The sequence below is a fragment of the Lachnotalea glycerini genome, assembly GCF_003201285.1.
GTDB classification, from domain to species: domain Bacteria; phylum Bacillota; class Clostridia; order Lachnospirales; family Lachnospiraceae; genus Lachnotalea; species Lachnotalea glycerini.
This window is the reverse complement of sequence record NZ_QICS01000014.1, coordinates 81,654-102,322: the sequence shown is the minus strand read 5'-3', so window position 1 is coordinate 102,322 and position 20,669 is coordinate 81,654. Positions and strand designations below refer to the sequence as shown.

16 protein-coding genes and 1 other annotated feature are annotated in these 20,669 nt (G+C 34.6%); of the genes, 2 read left to right on the top strand and 14 right to left on the bottom strand.

Going from position 1 to position 20,669, the window contains the following annotated elements; all coding sequences use genetic code 11:
- Positions 1-1,139: DUF4349 domain-containing protein (locus C8E03_RS18875; protein WP_110291833.1), on the bottom strand; the 1,139-nt coding region annotated here is incomplete at its 3' end.
- On the bottom strand, positions 1,123-1,671 hold the full coding sequence (locus C8E03_RS18870; protein WP_170123069.1) for an RNA polymerase sigma factor: 549 nt from the start codon (positions 1,669-1,671) through the stop codon (positions 1,123-1,125). The genes C8E03_RS18875 and C8E03_RS18870, both read right to left, overlap by 17 nt.
- 439 nt (positions 1,672-2,110) lie before the next feature.
- Positions 2,111-2,388 (top strand) — a binding site (T-box leader).
- A gap of 200 nt (positions 2,389-2,588) precedes the next feature.
- On the opposite strand from C8E03_RS18870, the gene C8E03_RS18865 reads away from it, so the two are divergent.
- A complete protein-coding gene (locus tag C8E03_RS18865) occupies positions 2,589-4,577 on the top strand; it encodes a 2-isopropylmalate synthase (RefSeq protein ID WP_110291831.1) in 1,989 nt (662 codons plus the stop codon).
- Positions 4,578-4,667: 90 nt separating this feature from the next.
- Here C8E03_RS18865 and C8E03_RS18860 read toward each other — a convergent pair whose 3' ends face one another.
- The 8 genes from C8E03_RS18860 to C8E03_RS18825 all read right to left on the bottom strand — a co-directional run bounded on the left by C8E03_RS18860 (position 4,668) and on the right by C8E03_RS18825 (position 15,554).
- Complete coding sequence (locus C8E03_RS18860; protein WP_094376493.1) at positions 4,668-5,156, bottom strand: hypothetical protein; 489 nt, start codon at positions 5,154-5,156, stop codon at positions 4,668-4,670.
- A gap of 116 nt (positions 5,157-5,272) precedes the next feature.
- Positions 5,273-5,713 (bottom strand): DUF3021 family protein, encoded by a 441-nt coding sequence (locus C8E03_RS18855; RefSeq protein ID WP_094376492.1) that lies wholly within the window; start codon positions 5,711-5,713, stop codon positions 5,273-5,275.
- A gap of 28 nt (positions 5,714-5,741) precedes the next feature.
- Complete coding sequence (locus C8E03_RS18850; RefSeq protein ID WP_181899270.1) at positions 5,742-6,179, bottom strand: LytTR family DNA-binding domain-containing protein; 438 nt, start codon at positions 6,177-6,179, stop codon at positions 5,742-5,744.
- Positions 6,180-6,237: 58 nt separating this feature from the next.
- Positions 6,238-7,152: an ABC transporter permease gene (locus tag C8E03_RS18845; RefSeq protein ID WP_094376491.1), complete on the bottom strand. Its 915-nt coding sequence runs from the start codon at positions 7,150-7,152 to the stop codon at positions 6,238-6,240.
- 19 nt (positions 7,153-7,171) lie between these two features.
- Positions 7,172-8,095, bottom strand: a complete 924-nt coding sequence (locus C8E03_RS18840) for an ABC transporter ATP-binding protein (RefSeq protein WP_094376490.1) — start codon at positions 8,093-8,095, stop codon at positions 7,172-7,174.
- Between the two features lie 233 nt (positions 8,096-8,328).
- Positions 8,329-9,813, bottom strand: coding sequence for a glutamate synthase subunit beta (locus C8E03_RS18835; protein ID WP_094376489.1), 1,485 nt, complete (start codon positions 9,811-9,813; stop codon positions 8,329-8,331).
- 12 nt (positions 9,814-9,825) lie between these two features.
- The gene (gene gltB / locus C8E03_RS18830) at positions 9,826-14,382 is read right to left on the bottom strand and encodes a glutamate synthase large subunit (RefSeq protein WP_094376488.1); all 4,557 of its coding nucleotides are present in this window, start codon (positions 14,380-14,382) and stop codon (positions 9,826-9,828) included.
- Between the two features lie 293 nt (positions 14,383-14,675).
- The gene (locus C8E03_RS18825; protein ID WP_170123068.1) at positions 14,676-15,554 is read right to left on the bottom strand and encodes a CPBP family intramembrane glutamic endopeptidase; all 879 of its coding nucleotides are present in this window, start codon (positions 15,552-15,554) and stop codon (positions 14,676-14,678) included.
- 225 nt (positions 15,555-15,779) lie between these two features.
- Between C8E03_RS18825 and C8E03_RS18820 the strand changes: the two genes are divergently transcribed.
- Positions 15,780-16,694 carry a deoxyribonuclease IV gene (locus tag C8E03_RS18820; protein ID WP_181899268.1) on the top strand — a complete coding sequence of 305 codons (915 nt, stop codon included), beginning with the start codon at positions 15,780-15,782 and terminating at the stop codon, positions 16,692-16,694.
- On the opposite strand, the gene C8E03_RS18815 is transcribed toward C8E03_RS18820, so the two are convergent.
- The 4 genes from C8E03_RS18815 to C8E03_RS18800 all read right to left on the bottom strand — a co-directional run bounded on the left by C8E03_RS18815 (position 16,687) and on the right by C8E03_RS18800 (position 20,611).
- Positions 16,687-17,418, bottom strand: coding sequence for a hypothetical protein (locus tag C8E03_RS18815; protein ID WP_094376486.1), 732 nt, complete (start codon positions 17,416-17,418; stop codon positions 16,687-16,689). The two genes, C8E03_RS18820 and C8E03_RS18815, sit on opposite strands and share 8 nt — an antisense overlap.
- Positions 17,411-18,298 (bottom strand): ABC transporter ATP-binding protein, encoded by an 888-nt coding sequence (locus C8E03_RS18810; protein ID WP_094376485.1) that lies wholly within the window; start codon positions 18,296-18,298, stop codon positions 17,411-17,413. Before C8E03_RS18810 ends, C8E03_RS18815 begins: the two co-directional genes overlap by 8 nt.
- 173 nt (positions 18,299-18,471) lie before the next feature.
- Entirely contained in the window at positions 18,472-19,905 is a 1,434-nt protein-coding gene (locus tag C8E03_RS18805) for a hypothetical protein (RefSeq protein WP_110291829.1), read from the bottom strand.
- Complete coding sequence (locus C8E03_RS18800; RefSeq protein ID WP_094376483.1) at positions 19,889-20,611, bottom strand: ABC transporter ATP-binding protein; 723 nt, start codon at positions 20,609-20,611, stop codon at positions 19,889-19,891. Before C8E03_RS18800 ends, C8E03_RS18805 begins: the two co-directional genes overlap by 17 nt.
- Positions 20,612-20,669 lie beyond the last annotated feature (58 nt).

Sequence of the window (20,669 nt, the reverse complement as noted above, 5' to 3'; positions counted from 1 at the left end):
ATGATAACAAGAGTTATGACAACTGCCCAGATTATAAGATAGGGAAAGGCTGCTATCAGCTCAATCATTAAGCTTCGAAATCCTTCTTTAATTGCATAAAGATTGTTGGAAAGCTTGATTTTGATTTCTCCCGCAAAGGACTTGGTTTCTGCCGGTGTTTCTCTATCTACCTCTGTGATATCAATTCTTACTGTACTATAATTCACTAAGTTATCGTAGGTACGAACTTGGGACTCATTGCTTTCAATCTCATAGCGAACCTGTGTTAACTGACTTTGAATTGCAATAACATCCTCCATTTTTGTTGCATTTTCCAACAGACCTAACAACGTTTCCTGCTCAAGTCTTAATGCTTTTAAATGACTTTCAAGATCGACATATTGCAAAGTTACATCCGTGGTTTGTTCGCTTATATGAACTACATTTCCCTTTTCTTTTACAGTTGTCACAAAGCCTTCTAATTGCTCTGCCGGAATCCTTGCAACAAGATAACCGCTGCGATCGCTTTCATATAGATAACTTCCTCCACTTACATCTGAACTTTCCACATAACCGTCAAGTTCTATAATCTGTTTGTTTAGTTCTGAGATAAATTCATCAAAGGTTTTTGTCTCTACCGACATACTGACGTCCTTAATCAGCTTTTGACCAGATACCTGGCTGGTACTGCTTGACACCTCTTGTGAACTTTCAATACCGGCTGCACCGGTCCCCGCATCAGAATTGGCTTCTATCGTAGCCGTGTCTTTGGTATTAATGCTATCTGACTCATTTAGCGCTGATTCTTCTAGCATAATATCTGATTTTGCATCTGGGGAACTGGATGTACTTTCGGTCTTTATTATTTGACTTGCATTGTCATTGCTCTGTCTATCTGTGATGAAAGCAGTCATTCCTATCCTTATTCCAAGTATTAAAATTGCTGCGCCTGCAACATAATAAATTTTTTTTCTGATACCATAAATCAACATGAACTTTTCCTTTAATTTTTCATGTCTTATCAGTACGCTCATTTTCTTTTTGAATTTTTCAGAGGGCGTATACTGTTTTTTTATTTCCTTATCACTTGGTATAAGCGCATTATCCTTTTGCATACATTCTTCCAATGCTTCTCGTAATTTATCATTGCTGTGATGCATTTTGTTCCTCCTCCTTCTTCAGAATTTCCATTAATTTCTTTTTACCTCTATAAAGTCTTACATTGACAACTTTTGGTGTGACTTTAAGAAAATGAGCAATTTCTTTATCCTTAAGCTCATAAAGATATTTATACTCAAATACAACACGATATAAATCCTCAAGCTTACCTATTGCATTTACAAGCTTCTCATGCTGCTCTTTTTGTATGTAATCCTCTAACAAGTCCTCTTTGCTTTCACCAAGTATTTCCTCCTCGAATTTTGCCGTGTTCTTATCATTCTTTCGAATCATATCAATCGCTTTACTTTTAACAATAGTTGCTACAAAATTTCTCGTTCTGCTACTAGAAACGTTATCTATTTTATCTAAATGTCTGGTAAGAGCCAAAAAAGCCTCTTGTACTGCATCCTCTGCTAAATGCTTATCCTGTAATATCTCATTTGCCACATACCACATAAAATATTGATAAATTTCATAGACTTGTATAAACTTACCTTTTTCCTCCTCTGTTTCTATCATAGAAAGATACATCTTTTTACCTCCACTCATATCTTTTATAGAACATTTTACGCTTTATTATTTATTATAATAAAGTATTTTCTTAATAAATGAAAGATTATTAGTAACTATGAAATGACTAAATAACTACGATTAATGTTATATTAATTATAACGTAAATACTTTTTAATTTACTACAACATTCACAAATAATTTGATTTTATCAAAGCAAACACTCGTTCATGAGATCCGCAGATACTTTGCATACTAAATGCTGTCACGTAGTAACATCTTCCTTATACATATCCTGCGTAGAATGCTAGTATATAAGAACCTTATGCTTAAAAGAATGTAGGATAAAATAATAGTTGCATTAAATATTATCAATCAAATTGATTAAATTTAGTACTGGAAGAATGAAATTGATTGTGTTATGATAGTTTCAACACAAAATACATTTCAACGCTATATGATAAAGGTTATGAAGAGGAGTATTACTTATTATCTGGATTGCAGAGAGTCACTGGCCGGTGTAAAGTGACAGACAGAATATAAGGAACTAGCCTTGGAACTTCTATTCGAAATTACGTTATAGTAAGAGTAGTTTTAGACGGGATCCACCGTTATATGGAACGGATATAAGCCAAATGGCCGTATCTATTAAGTGCATATGTTATTCGGTGATTCTTTTCACTGAAAGCTATGAATTAGAGTGGTACCGCGAAAGCAATAAGGTCTTTCGTCTCTATGCTGAACAATCAGCAACATGAGACGAAGGACTTTTTTATTTCATAGGAAATACCTTGCTGTTAACGTAAAAAAGTTTGATTCCTATGAAATAAAAACACAATGCGCACGAATGCAAGTGGAAATGTCACTGCGTTAACAGCATTCGACCGCTTTGTTCTTTGGTGATTTCCATAATAAGAAAAGAAAAGAGGATATCTATTATGAAAACTTGCAAAAAATATGAAAAAGGATATTTTATGCCGCCTAATATTTCCTATGACTGGGTAAAAAAAGATTCTGTTGAAAAAGCACCTATCTGGTGCAGCGTCGACTTAAGAGATGGAAATCAGGCTCTAATTGAACCAATGAGTCTGGAAGAAAAATTAGAATTTTTTCAATTATTGGTTCATATCGGCTTTAAGCAGATTGAAGTTGGCTTTCCTGCTGCTTCTGAAACAGAATATGAATTTGTCAGAGCTTTAATTGAAAGAAATATGATTCCGGATGATGTAACCATACAAGTTTTAACACAAGCCCGAGAGCACATTATAAAAAAGACCTTTGAGGCATTAGAGGGTGCTAAAAGCGCTGTTGTACATGTATATAATTCTGTTTCGGTTGCACAAAGAGAGCAGGTATTTAAAAAGTCCAAAAAAGAAGTTAAGGAAATCGCTATCAAAGGTGCCAAAATGTTAAAAAAGCTTGCCAAAGAAACGGAAGGAAATTTTCAATTTGAATATAGCCCGGAAAGCTTTCCCGGCGCTGAAGTTGATTATGCACTTGAGGTATGCAATGCAGTCCTTGATATTTGGAAACCAACCAATAATCAAAAGGCCATTATTAATATACCTACTACCGTAGAAAATGCAATGCCTCATGTCTTCGCTGGTCAAGTAGAATACATGCACAAAAATCTTAAGTACCGCGAAAATGTCATTTTGTCCCTTCATCCACATAATGACCGCGGTTGCGGAATCAGTGATGCGGAATTCGGTTTATTGGCTGGTGCAGACCGTTTAGAAGGTACCTTATTTGGAAACGGAGAAAGAACGGGCAATCTTGATATTATCACAGTTGCTATGAATATGTTCTCTCACGGCGTAGATCCAGAGCTTGATTTTAGTAATCTGCCAGAAATTGCACAGGTATATGAACGTTTAACCCGCATGCATGTATATGAAAGACAGCCCTATTCAGGAGAATTAGTATTCACAGCCTTTTCAGGCTCTCATCAGGATGCTATAGCAAAAGGCATGGCTTGTCATGAAGCTCAGGCTGATGACAAATGGAATGTTCCATATCTTCCGATCGATCCAAAGGATATTGGACGCGCTTACGACTCAGATGTCATTCGCTTCAACAGCCAGTCTGGAAAGGGTGGTGTTGGCTATATTCTGAAAAATAGTTATGGTATTGTAATGCCTGATAAGATGAAAGAAGAAGTCAGCTATCTTGCCAAAAGCGTATCAGATAAGGAGCATAAGGAATTAACGCCTCAATGGATCTACGAAATCTTTACCGATGAATATGTAGATGTTCCGTCTACCTTTGCAGTTGATGAATGTCATTTTAAACAAAAAAATGGAATTCAAACTGAAGTTACAGTCTTTCATAAGGGAAAAAAGGTCATAATAGGCGGAATTGGAAACGGCCGTCTGGATGCTGTCAGCAATGCCTTAAAGGAATACTTTGGTTTTGAATATGAATTGGCAGATTATGCAGAACATTCCTTAGCGCGTGGTTCTTCTTCTAAGGCAATCTCCTATGTGGGAATTACCGATAAAGAAAATACCTACTGGGGCGTGGGCGTAGATGATGATATTATAAAAGCTTCTGTTCAGGCTTTAATCACTGCTATTAACAGGCTTTTGGCACACACTGGAAACCATAGTATTCAGGAGGAACGTGCCCGGGAAATGCAGGAATTTATTAAAGAGCATTATAGAAATATTACCCTGCAATCTATGGCTGAGCATTTTCATTTGACTGAGCCATATTTATCTAAATATATTAAGGATAAAACAGGCGAAACATTTGGAAATCTTGTTAAGGATTGCCGATTAAACAAGGCTTGCAGTATTCTAAAAACCAGCAATATGCTTGTCGAGGATATTTCAAATATGATTGGTTATGAAAACCCCGAGCATTTTATACGAGTGTTTAAGACCAAGTATGGACTGACACCAATTCAATATAGAAAATCCAAATAATTATTTAAGACCAAAACGTAAATTGTTTCACTTAAATTTACTTTTTGGTCTTTTGTTTGTTATTTACTATATAAATGACCTATTAATAGGTTAAATCAGAATTGATATATTACTTCCAACGGTCTGGGTCTGTTCCTCTTTTTTCTTCTCTAATTTCTGTTCTTCCTTTTCCTCTTTTACTTTTTTCTCTTCTTTATCTTCTTTTTCTTCTACCTCTTTATCATCTTCAAGAGCGTTCGCTTTTTTATCCAATACTTTCATACTGTCAAATAATGCTTTGCCCTCATCACTGATTTCCAAAGTAGCACTTGTTTGTGTGCCATCGCTATCATAAACAGTTGATTCTTCAGAAGAAGAATCGTCAGAAGAAGTACTGTCCACCTTTGATTGGTAATTTTTTATCTTCTCTTGAATATCTTGTATTTTTTGTTTCAGTTCAGTTTGCTTATCGATATCACTTTCCGTTTGTAATTGAGCTTCATAGGTATCTAACTTAACCTGCAATTGATTGATTTTAGTTTCATACTGACTGCTGCCAGAACCTGAACCTGCTGATGTTTGATTGATTGATATACTCATTTTATATTCCTCCTTATCACATTGAATTATCTGAATATATTATAGTATATTTTTCCAGTTAATGTATAAACTTCACGCAACATTCAGAAAACAAACACATTTCAATCAATTAAGAGCTATTCTTTCGTATAATATTCTCTAATTTTCTGATTCAATTGTATTGCAAGGCGTTTATCGCGCTGTAGATTAACAAACCAAATTGTTGCAAAAATAACCAATATCATAACCAGTATTGCAAGCATCATATCAATTCGATACCAGTAAAACCATTCATAAAATATTCCGAATCCTATCACTATTAAATTAATATAAAAATAATGCAATACAGTTCGAATCACCAATTGCTTTTTTGACCAACTATCCTTGAAATCGTTATGTTTATTAATATAAAATAAATTACCGAAGCTGCAAAATAGAGAAACAGAAAGAATTTCCCATAAAATATCAACTGATAAGTCAGAATTTTTCCAAAATATTTTGATATATACTGCCGTTGCAAATACGACTGCTGTTGTTACATAAACAAAGGTATTTAAAATGGATTTTATTTTACTCATTCTGAAATACTTCCTTTCTTTATTGCTTCTATAAACCAAATCTTTGTTTTAAGTCAGATACATATTGTCTGGATATGATAACACGCTCTTTATTTTTTAATATTGCTTCAAAACGTCCATTAAAAGCAGGATTGATGCTTTGCACCTTAGAAAGATTAATAATGATTGATTTGGATGCCCGAAAAAAATCAGTCTGATAGAAATCTTTCTCTAGCTCATATAACTTTTTCTTTGTTTCATATACCTTTTGTTCACAATAAAGAAAAACCTTATTATCCACGGCTTCAAAATAGTAAATGTCTTTTGGCTCAATCATAGAAATTGTACCGTCTTTCATTCCTACTACTTTTCCTTTTTCTAGCTTTAGATTATAAATTAACTTTAAAAGTGATTCATCTAACTCCTTACATCGAATGAGAATCATATCCTCTTCATTCGGTTCTCTGTCTTCTATAATAATTTTCACCGATGTCTTCCTCTCTTTGGTAAAATGTTGACTATTTAATGATTCATCATAGATTTGGTTAACGTTCCTTTAGTGTACGTTTCTTTAAAAGAATGCTAGAAATACTTAACGCAATTATACCACATAATAGTAAATATGCGATTTGAAAACCTGTTGAAAAGAACTTTTCTTTATATTCTACTGTAATTCCCATATAAAGCTGATATTCACTACTAACCTCCTTTGGAAGCCCAAAGAAAGTTTTTTCTAATACGAACTTGGTACACACCCTTTGCATTAAGGATGTGCCATGTAATACAGGAAGGCATTTTAAAACATTTTGTACTGCTTTTGGCAGCATTCCCATTGGAAGATAGATTGCACCAATGAATCCAACTAAGGTTCCCATTATGGTTCCTAAGGCTGACCAAGCACTGACACTACGAACAAATAAAGCTGCCAAAAATAAAATACTGGAATAAACAAATACATTTGCAACAATGAGGCATAGAATTCTTCCAATCTGCCCTATCGTAAAAACAAATGATCCTGTTATATAAAGATAACTCTGTGCTATCAAAAGAGTTAAAATGCACATAAAGCCTGCCATAATCATAGCTGCTGTTACATAACCAATTGCTATTATACTACGATTCATTGGTGCCACGTAAAAGCTGGCAATACGGTTTTTCGCCTCATCCTCAACCATTAGCCCAATCATGGTTAAGCTTACCGTTAATGAATTAACTACTAACAATCCGCCAATTGTCCAGGCCTGAATTAAATTGGTAGCATTTTGCAAATCTAATTTTTTATCCCTTACTCCTCCATAATGGTTGAGTAAATCAACAATATTATCACGATTCATATTTCCTAAGAATAACATCATCAAACCTATTACAATCACCATAGATAATAGCGAAAAAAATACTGCTGTACGATCTCTAATATATAGTAAAATATTTCTTTTAATTAAATATCCTGTTGCTCTCATCCTATCATCCTCTCTTTCGCTAGTTTCCCGCGTTTTTCAATTCTCTGCCTGTCACATTAAGGAACACATCATCCATCGAACCTTGTATCACTTCAAACCCACTGATTCGTCCCTTTACCTGATCAAGCAGTGAAAGTGACTCTAATGTATTCGTCAGTGATATAATGATACTTTCCTCCCGCTTTTTAAATAAGATATTATTTTCTCGCAGCATTTCTTCTAAGGAGGTTCCCTGCTTTGGAATCAATCTTAAATGATCCCTTGCAAATTGCTCTTTTAAAGAAAATGGCGTACCAAATTGTTTACGCTTTCCTGCATCAATAATTGCAATGTGAGAAGCCTTTGCTGCTTCTTCCATGTAATGTGTGGTAAGAAACACGGTCATATTTCTCTCTTGTCTCAATCGTTTTATAATTTCCCATACATTTTTTCTAGTAGCGGGGTCAAGACCTGTCGTCGGCTCATCCAGAAATAATATTTCAGGCGCATGCATTAAAGCTCTTGCAATTTCACACCTTCGCTTTTGTCCTCCAGATAACTTTTCAAAGGGTCTGTTTAAAATGTCCTCTAAGGCTAAAAATGAGCTGACCTCATTTAGATTCTGCTTGAGTTTTTTTTTATTTTTTTCATATAAAGCACCCCGTATCAAAAGATTTTCTTTTACACTAAGCTTATCATCCAGACAATTATTCTGATAAACAACTCCTATCTTTTTTCGGATTTTCTCATCCTCCTTACCAAGCGTATACCCGCAGATTTTTACGGAGCCGCGTGTGGGGGGATACAATGTACAGAGCATATTAATTGTGGTTGATTTCCCCGCACCATTTACTCCAAGAAATCCAAACAATTCTCCCCTTTCCACCTTAAAACTAATGTCATCCACTGCCTTTACAGTTCCAAAATGTTTTACAATATTATCAACTTCCATAATGACTGCCATCTTACTTTTCCTCCTGTTCGTATTCATGAAGATATTCTTAATTGCAATTAACTTTCTCATAAATGATTATATGGAATATTATTTTCTTTTCAAGATAACTAACTGTAAGTTGCTTATTTGAATAGGTTAGTTGCTTATTTGCTATACATATTTCCTTTGAAGAGATCAAAAACAGCCGACTTTTAATTGTAAAAATCGACTGTTTTTTATACTCATTTATTTTATTCTTTTACTTACAGATTCGTGTACCCCATCAAATCGCAGTCTACTTCTCTTGCTGCCTCTCTGCCTTCTCTGATGGCCCAAACGACCAAAGATTGTCCTCTGTGCATATCTCCAGCCGTAAATACGTTGTCTACATTGGTCTTGTATTTCTCATTCTCAGTTGCTACATTGGTTCTTTCATTAACGTCAACTCCAAACGCCTTTGTAACATATTCCTGACTTCCCATAAAGCCTGCCGCTATTAATACAATATCGACGTCAATTGTATATTCACTGCCTTCAATTTCTGCCATATTCATGCGTCCTGTCGCTTCATCTTTTTTCCATTCAAGCTTTACTATCTTTGCCTGACATACGCATCCTGCTTCATTTACAACAAATTCCTTTACTGTGGATTGATAGATTCTTGGGTCTTGTCCAAATACTGCGATCGCTTCTTCCTGTCCATAATCGGTTTTGCAAACCTTTGGCCATTGAGGCCATGGGTTCAATTCAGCTCTTGAATCTGGAAGCTTTGGCATCATTTCTAATTGAATAACCGATACTGCTCCATGACGAATGGAAGTTCCGACACAGTCATTTCCTGTATCTCCACCGCCAATAACCAGAACCTTTTTATCCTTTGTTGTAATATAATTGCCATCTTTAAGTTCTGAGTCTAGCAGACTCTTAGTCGTTGCCTTTAAAAAATCTACCGCAAAATAAATCCCCTTTGCTTCTCTTCCTGAAACTTTTATATCTCTTGGATTTGACGCTCCGCAAGCTAGTATAACTCTGTCATAGTCCTTAAGAATCTTATTGGCTTTATAGTTTCCTCCTATATCGGCATTGACTACAAATTCAATTCCTTCCTCTTTCATAATATCAATCTTGCGATCAATAATATGTTTTTCCAACTTCATATTTGGAATCCCATACATAAGCAATCCACCAATACGGTCATTTCGTTCAAATACCGTGATCTGATGTCCTCTACGGTTTAGCTGGTCTGCTGCTGCCAGACCGGCAGGTCCTGAACCGATAACTGCAACCTTTTTACCAGTTCTTACTCTTGGTGGATTGGCCTTTGCATATCCCTTTTCATATGCACTTTCAATAATACCATATTCATTTTCCTTAACGGATACCGGTTCATCGTTCAAACCGCATGTACATGCAGCCTCACAAAGTGCCGGGCATACTCTTGCAGTAAACTCAGGAAAATTATTCGTCTTAGCTAAGCGATTATATGCTTGTCCTAAATTATCTGTATAAACTAAATCATTCCATTCCGGTATTAAGTTATTTAAAGGACACCCCGTTGTCATTCCCATTAAAGTCATACCTGATTGACAAAAAGGAACCCCGCATGCCATACATCTTGCACCTTGAATTTGCTGCTTTTCCTTGGATAGAGGAATATGGAATTCGTTAAAATTCTTAATTCTTACCTTAGGTTTTACTACTTCACTTGTCTCTCTCTTATAATCCATAAATCCTGTTGGCTTTCCCATTTCGCTATCCTCCTATCCTCTTGTATTTGCATAAAAAGCTTCTATTTGTGCCTGTTCACTGCTAAGACCCTTTTCTTCCATTTGCACAATTGTCATAAGCATACGATTGTAATCATGAGGTATAATCTTTTTAAATTTAGGAAGATACTGACCAAAGTGATCCAATACCAACTTACCTTTTTCAGAATTAGTATAAGCTACATGTTCCTTTATCATATCTTTCAATTCTAATACATCGTATTTTGAGGTAATTTCTTCAATCGAAACCATTTCCTTGTTAAGTTTTAAATACAAGTTACTTTCTTCGTCAAGAACATAAGCTATACCACCACTCATACCGGCGGCAAAGTTCTTTCCAGTCTTACCAAGCACAACTACTCGTCCGCCTGTCATATATTCACAACCATGATCTCCAACCCCTTCAACAACTGCATTGGCACCTGAATTGCGTACGCAGAAACGCTCTCCTGCCACTCCATTTATAAAAGCTTTCCCGCTTGTAGCTCCATATAAGGCAACATTACCTATTATGATATTTTCATCCGGCTTGAATTTGATTCCTCTTGGAGGATATACAACCAACTTACCGCCTGACAAGCCTTTTCCAAAATAATCGTTGCTGTCACCTGTAAGCTCCAGTGTAAGTCCTTTTGGTATGAAAGCACCAAAGCTTTGACCACCTGCACCATAACATTTAATCGTATACGTATCTTCCTCAAGTGTATCTTGATAAAGTTTTGTAATCTCCGATCCAAATATAGTACCAAAGGAACGGTCAGTATTTTTAACATCGATTTCAATACTTCTTTTTTGTTTATTCAATAAAGCTGGTTTTAGCTTTTTCATAAGAACTTTTTCATCCAATGTCTTTTCAAGTTCAAAATTAAATACTTTTTTAGGATCAAAAGTGACCTTTTGGCCTTCCACCGCATATGGATTGTTTAGAATTCTTGATAAGTCAACCTTTTTTGCTCTCTCATTCGTTACTTTATCATTTACCTTAAGCAAATCTGCCCTTCCTACCAGCTCATCTACACTACGTATGCCAAGCTTGGCCATATATTCTCTTAACTCTTGCGCTATAAATTGCATAAAGTTGATAACATACTCCGGTTTACCCTTAAAGCGCTTTCTAAGTTCCGGATTCTGAGTTGCTACGCCTACGGGACATGTATCCAAAGTGCATACTCTCATCATAATACAGCCCATTGTTACAAGTGGCGCTGTTGCAAAACCAAATTCCTCTGCACCCAGAACCGCTGCAATGGCTACATCTCGTCCGCTCATAAGCTTACCATCTGTTTCGATTGTAACCTTATTACGTAACCCATTATAAAGCAAAGTCTGATGTGTTTCTGCCAAACCAAGCTCCCACGGCAGTCCTGCATTCTGGATAGAGCTGGTAGGTGCCGCACCTGTTCCTCCGTCATATCCTGATATTAAAATAACCTGTGCTCCTGCCTTTGCTACGCCTGCTGCTACAGTACCTACTCCCGCCTCTGATACAAGCTTTACAGATATTCTGGCTTCCGTATTAGCGTTCTTGCAATCATAAATTAGCTGTGCTAAATCTTCAATGGAATAAATATCATGATGAGGAGGAGGTGAAATAAGTCCCACACCCGGGGTTGAATGCCTTGTTTTTGCAATCCAAGGATAAACCTTTCCTCCCGGAAGATGTCCTCCCTCTCCTGGTTTCGCTCCCTGCGCCATTTTAATCTGTATTTCTTTTGCACTTACTAAATATCTGGAGGTAACACCAAAACGTCCTGAAGCCACCTGTTTAATTGCTGAACATTTATTGATGCCGTCTGTTCCCTGGCTAAGTCTTTCCAGACTTTCACCGCCTTCTCCACTGTTTGACTTGCCTTGAAGCCGATTCATTGCAATTGCCAAGGTTTCATGCGCCTCCTGAGAAATAGATCCATAAGACATTGCACCTGTTTTAAAACGCTTTACGATAGATTCCGTATCTTCTACCTCATCAATTGAAATTCCTTTCTTTGGATAATTAAAATCAATGAGTCCTCTTAAGTTCACAGGTTCAGTTTCTTTATTAACAAGTGAGGTGTATTCTTTAAACAATTGATAATCCCCACGTTTCGTCGACTCCTGCAGAAGATGTATTGTTTGAGGATTATACAAATGTTCCTCTCCACCACTTCTCATTTTATGTCTGCCTACGCTGTCCAAAGTTAAATCTACTTCCAACCCTAATGGGTCGAAAGCTTGAGAATGTCTTTCATCAATGTCCTGTTCAATATCCTTTAGTGTAATACCACCGATGCGTGTTACTGTATCCGTGAAGTATTTTTCAACCACCTCATTACTTATGCCGATTGCTTCAAATATTTGTGAGCCTTGATATGATTGAATGGTTGAAATACCCATTTTCGAAGCAATCTTTATAATGCCATGCAAAACTGCATTATTATAGTCGTCAACTGCTGCGTAATAATCCTTGTCAAGCATCTTGTAATCGATTAACTGCTTAATCGTTTCCTGTGCCAGATACGGATTGATTGCACAGGCTCCATAACCTAATAAGGTGGCAAAATGGTGCACTTCTCTTGGCTCTCCACTTTCTAAAATCATAGCAACACTGGTTCTTTTCTTTGTCTTTACCAAATGCTGTTGAAGTGCCGACACAGCTAACAATGACGGAATTGCAACATGATTTTCATCCACACCACGATCAGAGAGTATTAATATATTTGCTCCTTCTCTATGTGCCCGATCCACTTCAACAAATAATCTTTCTATTGCTCTTTCCAGCTTTGTATTTTTATAATAGGAAATTGGAATAACTTCTACCTTAAAGCCTTCTACATTCATGTTCTTAATCTTTAATATATCTGTATTAGTGAGAATGGGATTATTTACCTTAAGTACATGACAGTTTGAAGCTTTTTCCTCTAAAAGGTTACCATCCTCTCCTACATAAACTGTTGTTGATGTTACAATTTCTTCTCGAATAGCATCAATTGGCGGATTCGTAACCTGTGCAAACAATTGTTTAAAGTAATTAAATAATGGCTGCTGCTTGCTTGATAATACCGGTATCGGAATATCAATTCCCATTGCAGCAATTGCTTCCGAACCATTCGCAGCCATAGGTATAATGGAATTTTTAAATTCTTCGTAAGTATACCCAAAAGCTTTCTGTAGTCTGGAGCGCTCCTCTTTCGTAAATTCAGGAACTCTTTGATTCGGTATCTTTAATGATTTTAGTGAAATAAGATTACGGTCTAACCATTCACCATATGGCTGCTTACCAGAATATTGCTCCTTTAAATCATCATCATCAATCACAACACCTTTTACCGTATCTACTAGCAGCATTTTACCAGGGCGAAGTCTTTCTTTCATCACAATTTTAGTTGGATCGATATCTAACACTCCCACCTCTGAGGAGAGAATTAAATAATCATCATCGGTAATAAAATATCTCGACGGTCTTAAACCATTTCTATCAAGTATCGCACCCATCATATCTCCATCTGAGAATAAAATAGAGGCAGGACCGTCCCATGGCTCCATCATAGTGGAATAATACTGATAGAAATCTTTCTTTGTCTGTGTCATATTCTTATTATTTGCCCAAGGCTCCGGGATTGTTATCATAACGGCAAGTGGTAAATCCATACCGCTCATTACTAGAAATTCTAATGCATTATCAAGCATGGCTGAATCCGAGCCTGAGCGATTGATAACAGGCAGTACCTTATGAAGCTCACCCTTTAAATAACCTGTCTCCATCGTTTCTTCGCGCGCAGTCATTTTATCTACATTGCCAATGATTGTATTAATTTCACCATTATGTACGATAAATCGATTCGGATGTGCTCTTTCCCAACTTGGGTTTGTATTCGTACTAAAACGGGAATGTACCGTTGCAATCGCAGATTCATACTCTTTATTTTGTAAATCTTCAAAGAACAAACGAAGCTGTCCAACCAAAAACATACCTTTATATACAATTGTACGACTTGATAAGGAAACCACATAGGTATCATCATTACTTTGTTCAAATACTCTGCGTATAATATATAGTCTTCTATCAAATTCAATTCCTTGCGCTATCTTTCTAGGTCTTTTGATAAAGCCCTGCATAATACATGGCATACACTCTAATGCTTTATGACCTAATATTTCCTTTCGAATTGGAACCTCTCTCCAGCCCAAAAATTCCAGACCTTCCTTTTCGACAATAATTTCGAACATTTTTCTTGCCTGATTTCTCTTAAGCTCATCCTGCGGAAAGAAAAACATACCGATTCCGTAATCTCTTTCTTCCCCTAAATTAATTCCAAAAGATTTCATTGCTCTCGAAAAAAACTTATGAGATATCTGCAAAAGTATTCCAACACCATCTCCGGTTTTTCCTTCGGCATCTTTACCCGCTCTATGCTCTAGATTTTCTACAATTTTCAACGCATTTTCAACTGTTTCATGTGTTTTAAGTCCTTTAATATTAACTACTGCACCAATACCACAATTATCATGTTCAAATCTAGAATCATATAATCCGGCTTTTTGGCATTTGGGACATGCTCTGTGATTATCCATTGTCATACCTCGTCTTTTCCTCAAAATTCTACTGCATTTTTGTTTTTACTAATATACTACATTTTTTTTGAGTTGTAAATAATAAATTTTTGTCAATTGTCAGATTATTTGATAATTTAATACTCATGCATATAATTATCTGTCTATTAAAACTTTCTATATGATTTTAGTCTTAATTTGCAAACAATTTTCTATGTGATTTTATCTTCAATTTTTATTTAAAACGCATTAAAAAAGCACGTTTAGCGTGCTTTTTATGAATGACAGTATTTTTTAATAAATATTTTTCAATATTATTGAAAAGACTCTATTTCCTTTTCTTCCTTCGCTTTCTCTGTACGAAAAACCTTTGTTTGAATCACGATAACCATAACAATACAAATTATAATTTCAATCACAGTACTCAAATATATGTTTAAATTATTGACATAAAGAAAGTCAAAAATTCCTGTCTCTACTGAAAGAATAGATACTAAATTAGCAAACATATGAGCAAGAATTGGTGCAAGCAGTGTTTTATATTTATCATAAATAAAAACAAATAGCAAACCTACTGAAAATGCATAGATTCCCTGCAATACATTACCATGATAAATTCCAAAAAATAAGCTAGACAGCAGCATAGCTGGCATCTTACCCACATACACGTACAGCCTTTTAAATACCATACCTCGAAATAAAAGTTCTTCAATAATCGGTGCCAAGATAACTGCAGCCAGTATCTCCATGACTATATTGCCTCCATACAAAACCTCCTGTACCTTAAGAAATCCCGGAAATATCTCATCCAGTTTTGTAATTGAAAGCAACTGATTGCATCCTAAACAAGCACTGGCTGCAGCAATGAAAATAAAACCATACAATCCAACACTGCCTTTTTCATACTGAACGTTTTCCTTTGTCCTGTCTTTTTTAAACAAAATATAAATAATTGGTATTGTTATTGCTGCTGATAATGCAGTGAGCATCATAGAATTTCTATAAAACAAAGTTATCACTTTTTCCTGCATTCTTACATTGCTTACGACTTCACCACTGTTTACCATTTTAATTCCCATTAGGAATGCAGCTACAGCCATAAATACGAAAGTAACTACATTTGTAATAAGAAAATATATCCCTACAGGATAAATTACTTTCCATAACTTTATAAAAATATTTTCTTTCTTCACTTCTTTTCCTCCATCTTTCATCCATTCTACTAACCTCACGTTTATTATATACTTTCATGCTTAAAAAGCCAAATCTAATTTGTTTTATACAAGCAATATCATTCCTATATGTTTAAGAGTTATCAAAACAAGTATAGAAATAATATGCAATAGCTTGTATAATCTTTTATAAACAAATGAATACTTAAATTAAATTATTTTGATACAGGAAAAAGGAGATTACGTATGTTGAAAATAGGTTCTCATGTGAGTATGAGTGGAAAAGATATGCTTCTGGGTTCAGCCAAAGAGGCTATTTCCTATAACGCCAATACTTTTATGGTTTATACAGGTGCACCACAGAATACACGCAGAAAAAATGTAGAAGATTTAAATATTGAAGCTGCAAAAACCTACATGACGGAGCATAATATAGATGAATTTATCATTCACGCCCCTTATATCATTAACCTTGCAAATAGCATTAATCCGGATATCTTTGAGTTAGCCGTTAATTTTTTATCTCTAGAGCTTAACCGTACCGCTTTAATGGGCAGCCATATTCTTGTTCTTCACCCAGGCTCACATGTCGGAGCCGGCAACGAGGTGGGAATCAAACAAATTGTCTCTGGCTTGAATGAAGTCCTATCTTCAGACAAAAGCTGCTATATTGCGCTTGAAACAATGTCTGGAAAAGGTTCTGAGTTAGGCCGCTCTTTTGAAGATCTCGCGCAAATATATGACGGAGTGAAACAAAATGACAGGCTTCGTGTTTGTTTTGATACTTGCCATGTACACGATGCCGGCTATGACATAGTTCATGATTTAGATGGGGTACTAGAGCAATTTGACAGGCTAATTGGTAAGGGTCAAATTGCAGTGTTTCATATTAACGATAGCAAAAATCCTAAAGGAGCCAGAAAAGACAGACATGAAAACATTGGCTTTGGCCATATAGGCTTTGAGGCACTTTCAAAAGTGGTACATCACGAGGCCTTTTACCATGTGCCAAAAATTCTGGAAACACCTTATATCCCGCTTTCCGATAATTCCAAAAAATCATTTCCTCCATATAAGCATGAAATAGAAATGTTACTAAACAAACGATTCAATCCTAATCTGAAAGAAAATATTATTACAGATTATTTATCAATCAAATGATTTGCTTTTTGTAAATGAAAATACGTGCAAAGATAAATATAATAGCAAAATAAACAGCGCTGCTTACCACTGCCATTGTATACTGGCTGACATCCTGACCCATATTCAGGCCGGTAATGGCGTTGACAATTCCATATAAAATAAAATCAAATGGCAGCTTAAAAATCTCAACCAACTTATAGATAATAAAACTATCTATAAACATATAATACAAAAAACCAAACAGCAGACCCGCAATGGTATTATTGACAGCAATGGTAACACAAGATACTCCCATTGAATATACCGATAGAAGTAAAATCTGGCATAAAATATACCATATTGTGTGGCTGTTTGCTCCCAGCCTTGCATTATCATACAGAATGAAATCAGCAATAAAGACTGAAATAATTATAAATATAATCGATATGGTATAAAATAAAATCGAACAAACCAAATGAGCCAGATATATTGTATTATGCTTAGACAACACCCCTGACAGATTTTTAATATAACCATTTTTAACATATTGATTGGATAAAATAACAATTTGCAAAACGCCAATCAACAAAATATTCCCGTTTTGGATGCTTATTATAATATTATCCATTACACTGTTTGTTGCCCTTATATCGTCAAAGGGAATTTCTAAAACAACTGATAATAAAATAACCAGTAAAAATAAAATCCAAGTACTCCTACTCTTAAAGCTTCGATATATATCCATTTTAATCAAACTAAGCATACTTTTCTCCGATCAATTCCAAAAATAAATTTTCATAAGAGACTTCTCCATATTTTATACCATCTATTGGTATACATTTTTCAGCGAGCATTTTATTTAAAGCTCTGACTTCTAAGGTTTTATCCCTGATAACCACCTGATTAGTATGTATATCATAATCATTGAGCTTCAATTGATTCAGTAGTTCAATGACATCTTCCACTTGGTCTGTCTCAACTTCAATGCAACGCTCCATGCGCTTTTGTAATTCCTCTTTCGTTGCCTCCAAGACTATTTTACCATTATTGATAATTGCGTATTTATCGCCTATCTTAAATAATTCATCCAAAATATGACTTGAAACCATAATGGTTTTGTTAAATTCGTTTTTTAGCTTCAAAATTAGTTTTCTTACCTCTACGATTCCTTGTGGATCCAATCCATTGATTGGCTCATCTAAAATTAAGATTTGAGGGTTTCCCACCAATGCAAGCCCGATACCTAGTCTTTGTTTCATCCCCAATGAAAAATTTTTTACTTTCACCCTTTTACTACCAGATAAACCTACTAGATTTAATATATTATGTAATTGTACATCATCTGAAAGTCCGAAAGCCAGACTTTTTAGTTTAAGATTTTCAAAACCCGTCATATCATAACATAAGCCAGGTTCCTCAATCAGGGTACCTATCGAATTTATTTTATCATATTGTATATTGATATCACCCGAAGTCGCTTTTATAAGTCCTGATATTATTTTCAGCAATGTAGTTTTTCCTGCACCATTCTTACCGATCACTCCATAAACCGTACCTGCCTCAACCTGAATACTCACACTGTCTAATGCTTTAAACTTCTTATACTGCTTTGTTATATTATTTGTTATGATTGTATTTTCCATAGTAACTCCTTTTCTAAAATCGGCTCTTTATAAACATAAACACAACACCAACAATAAGAAAAATAATTACCTCTTTTATCATCTTAAGAATCTTTTCCTTGTTATTCATTTTACTACCTCCCTATCCCACTCCATGGACGATACATATGTACGTAAGTTTCATAATATATGATTTAATCTCTATTACAATATTTATTACATTTAAATTGATAGAGGATGAAGCTAATACATCCAACCAGCGCGAAAAGTCCACACTTGAATAAAATGTTAATACTTAATGTATATATAATACTAAATATTGCTACAAGAAATGCAGTTTCCAAAATTAAGTTTATTATAACTTTCGTTAGTACTCTAAATCGTTTAAAAAAGTCTTCCTCGTACCAACATATTAAATTAAAAAATGTTATTCTAAATGAAAAAATATATAAACAATTCACTAATATAGCTAATAAAGCCAAGCACAGCTCAATGCTTTCAATTACAGTCAATGGATTAAAGATCAAAATAATAGTTCCATATATAAAGGTTAAAACTGATGTATTAAATAGTGAAAACCAATATTTATGATTAATAAAAGCTGATTTTGTAATACCTGAAAGATAAAAAATTTCTTTTTTTTCTTTTTCTGCTGAAATATTTTCTATTGTAATTTGTAAACCCGAAATTAATATAAATGTTAAAAGAAGAATATAAACTGAATTAGCACCTACTTTATTTTTGCTGGACAAAACAGAAATTATATATATGATAATAGTAATCAAAATATACTTCAGTCTGTCGAAATCTCTTAAAAAGACTTTTTCATCTTTCCATAGCCAGAACCAACGCATGTTATGAGGCTGCCATACTCTATTAAACATTCGCTTAGTATTCTTATATCCAACTCCATTTACATAGTAAGTACATCGAAACAAATAATATGCAAGCATATATGAAAATAAAAAAATCAATAAAACGCAATTGCATTTTACTAATGTATAGCCGGTAATTAAGCTATCAAATTGAATACTTTGTAACCATGAAGTATTCCCTTGTAATAAGCTTCCTATAATAAAAAAAATAATAATTTCCTGTATTCCAATGCCGAGCAAAATAACTTGATAAACATTGTTCTTCATTAAAATATACAAAACAAGTTCAAATAAAATATAAACGATATTAAAACAAACAAGTAACATAAATACTCCGAAAAAATAGCTAAAACCTGAAATCTTCAAAATTCTTATGGTGGGTATAAAAATGGTTAATATTGCGATAACGGGTAAAACAGTACGCGCAATTTGTTTTAAAAAATTCCAAGCAAAACACTCGAATAATGAAATTGGTGCTAAAAATAAAATATCAAACTCCTTATTAAAAATAAAGTATTGATATACCCTTAGCGGTAAATATGTTATGCAATAAAATATTAAAATAAAAAAAATAATTCTAGAAAAAAACAGTTGCGAAAAGTCAATAAATTTTTCGCTTATATAAGTCATACCACAGATAGAAATAGCATATAGAAAGGCAGCTAAAATAATGCAAATAGAACCCCATTTTCCGGTCAGTCTTTTAAATTTGCCCTTTAATATTATAAATTGTGTTTTAATAAGCACTATCATATTTTGATACATCCTGTTCTATACTTTCAAAATAGAGCTGCTCCAATTGTCTTTGCTCACCCTTTAGTTCAGAAAAAGTTTGTATAATATTTCCTTTTCGCATTATAATTGCATCTGTGCAAATAGTATTTGCTGCATCCAAATCATGCGTTGAAAAAAGTACCAAACGCTCTTCTTTTTTCACAAACTCATTAAGATATTTCTTGAATTTTTTTATTATTCCGGGGTCAAGAGCTGTGAAAGGTTCATCAAGAATCAGAATTAGAGGATTATGCACCAACGCACATATAATTGATATTTTCTGCTTCATACCCTTTGAATATTTGACAATGATTTGATCCTTATCCTCATAAATTCCAAATAAATCTAGTAATTCATAAATATACTCGTTCTCTACTCTTCCATATAGACCAGATATAAACTGAATTTGCTCAAACCCGGTCAGGCTTTCATAAAGATTTGGAACATCTGAAACATATCCCAGTTTTTTTTTGAGCAGAACATTTTTATTAAGTTCAATTCCATCATATAGAATTCGTCCACATGAGGGTTTAAGCAGACCCAAGGTCATTCGTATTGCGGTAGTCTTACCTGCACCATTTTCCCCTAAAAAAGCATAAATATGATTGGCATCCAGTCTCAAATCCCGAATAACCACTTCAAAATTCTTATCATATCTTTTATGTACATTATCATAGACTATCACTTGAGTAACTCCTCTTCTTGATTATTATGAAATAGCTGTGAATAACTTTGTGAATAAG

What these genes read in the sequence shown, in the direction of transcription:
- C8E03_RS18845 (WP_094376491.1), bottom strand. Translation starts at nt 7,152, where the DNA reads ATGAGAGCAACAGGATATTTAATTAAAAGAAATATTTTACTATATATT.
- C8E03_RS18815 (WP_094376486.1), bottom strand. Translation starts at nt 17,418, where the DNA reads ATGCTTAGTTTGATTAAAATGGATATATATCGAAGCTTTAAGAGTAGG.
- C8E03_RS18865 (WP_110291831.1), top strand. Translation starts at nt 2,589, where the DNA reads ATGAAAACTTGCAAAAAATATGAAAAAGGATATTTTATGCCGCCTAAT.
- C8E03_RS18820 (WP_181899268.1), top strand. Translation starts at nt 15,780, where the DNA reads ATGTTGAAAATAGGTTCTCATGTGAGTATGAGTGGAAAAGATATGCTT.
- C8E03_RS18840 (WP_094376490.1), bottom strand. Translation starts at nt 8,095, where the DNA reads ATGGCAGTCATTATGGAAGTTGATAATATTGTAAAACATTTTGGAACT.
- C8E03_RS18805 (WP_110291829.1), bottom strand. Translation starts at nt 19,905, where the DNA reads ATGATAGTGCTTATTAAAACACAATTTATAATATTAAAGGGCAAATTT.
- gltB (WP_094376488.1), bottom strand. Translation starts at nt 14,382, where the DNA reads ATGGATAATCACAGAGCATGTCCCAAATGCCAAAAAGCCGGATTATAT.
- C8E03_RS18835 (WP_094376489.1), bottom strand. Translation starts at nt 9,813, where the DNA reads ATGGGAAAGCCAACAGGATTTATGGATTATAAGAGAGAGACAAGTGAA.
- C8E03_RS18810 (WP_094376485.1), bottom strand. Translation starts at nt 18,298, where the DNA reads ATGGAAAATACAATCATAACAAATAATATAACAAAGCAGTATAAGAAG.
- C8E03_RS18855 (WP_094376492.1), bottom strand. Translation starts at nt 5,713, where the DNA reads ATGAGTAAAATAAAATCCATTTTAAATACCTTTGTTTATGTAACAACA.
- C8E03_RS18870 (WP_170123069.1), bottom strand. Translation starts at nt 1,671, where the DNA reads ATGTATCTTTCTATGATAGAAACAGAGGAGGAAAAAGGTAAGTTTATA.
- C8E03_RS18860 (WP_094376493.1), bottom strand. Translation starts at nt 5,156, where the DNA reads ATGAGTATATCAATCAATCAAACATCAGCAGGTTCAGGTTCTGGCAGC.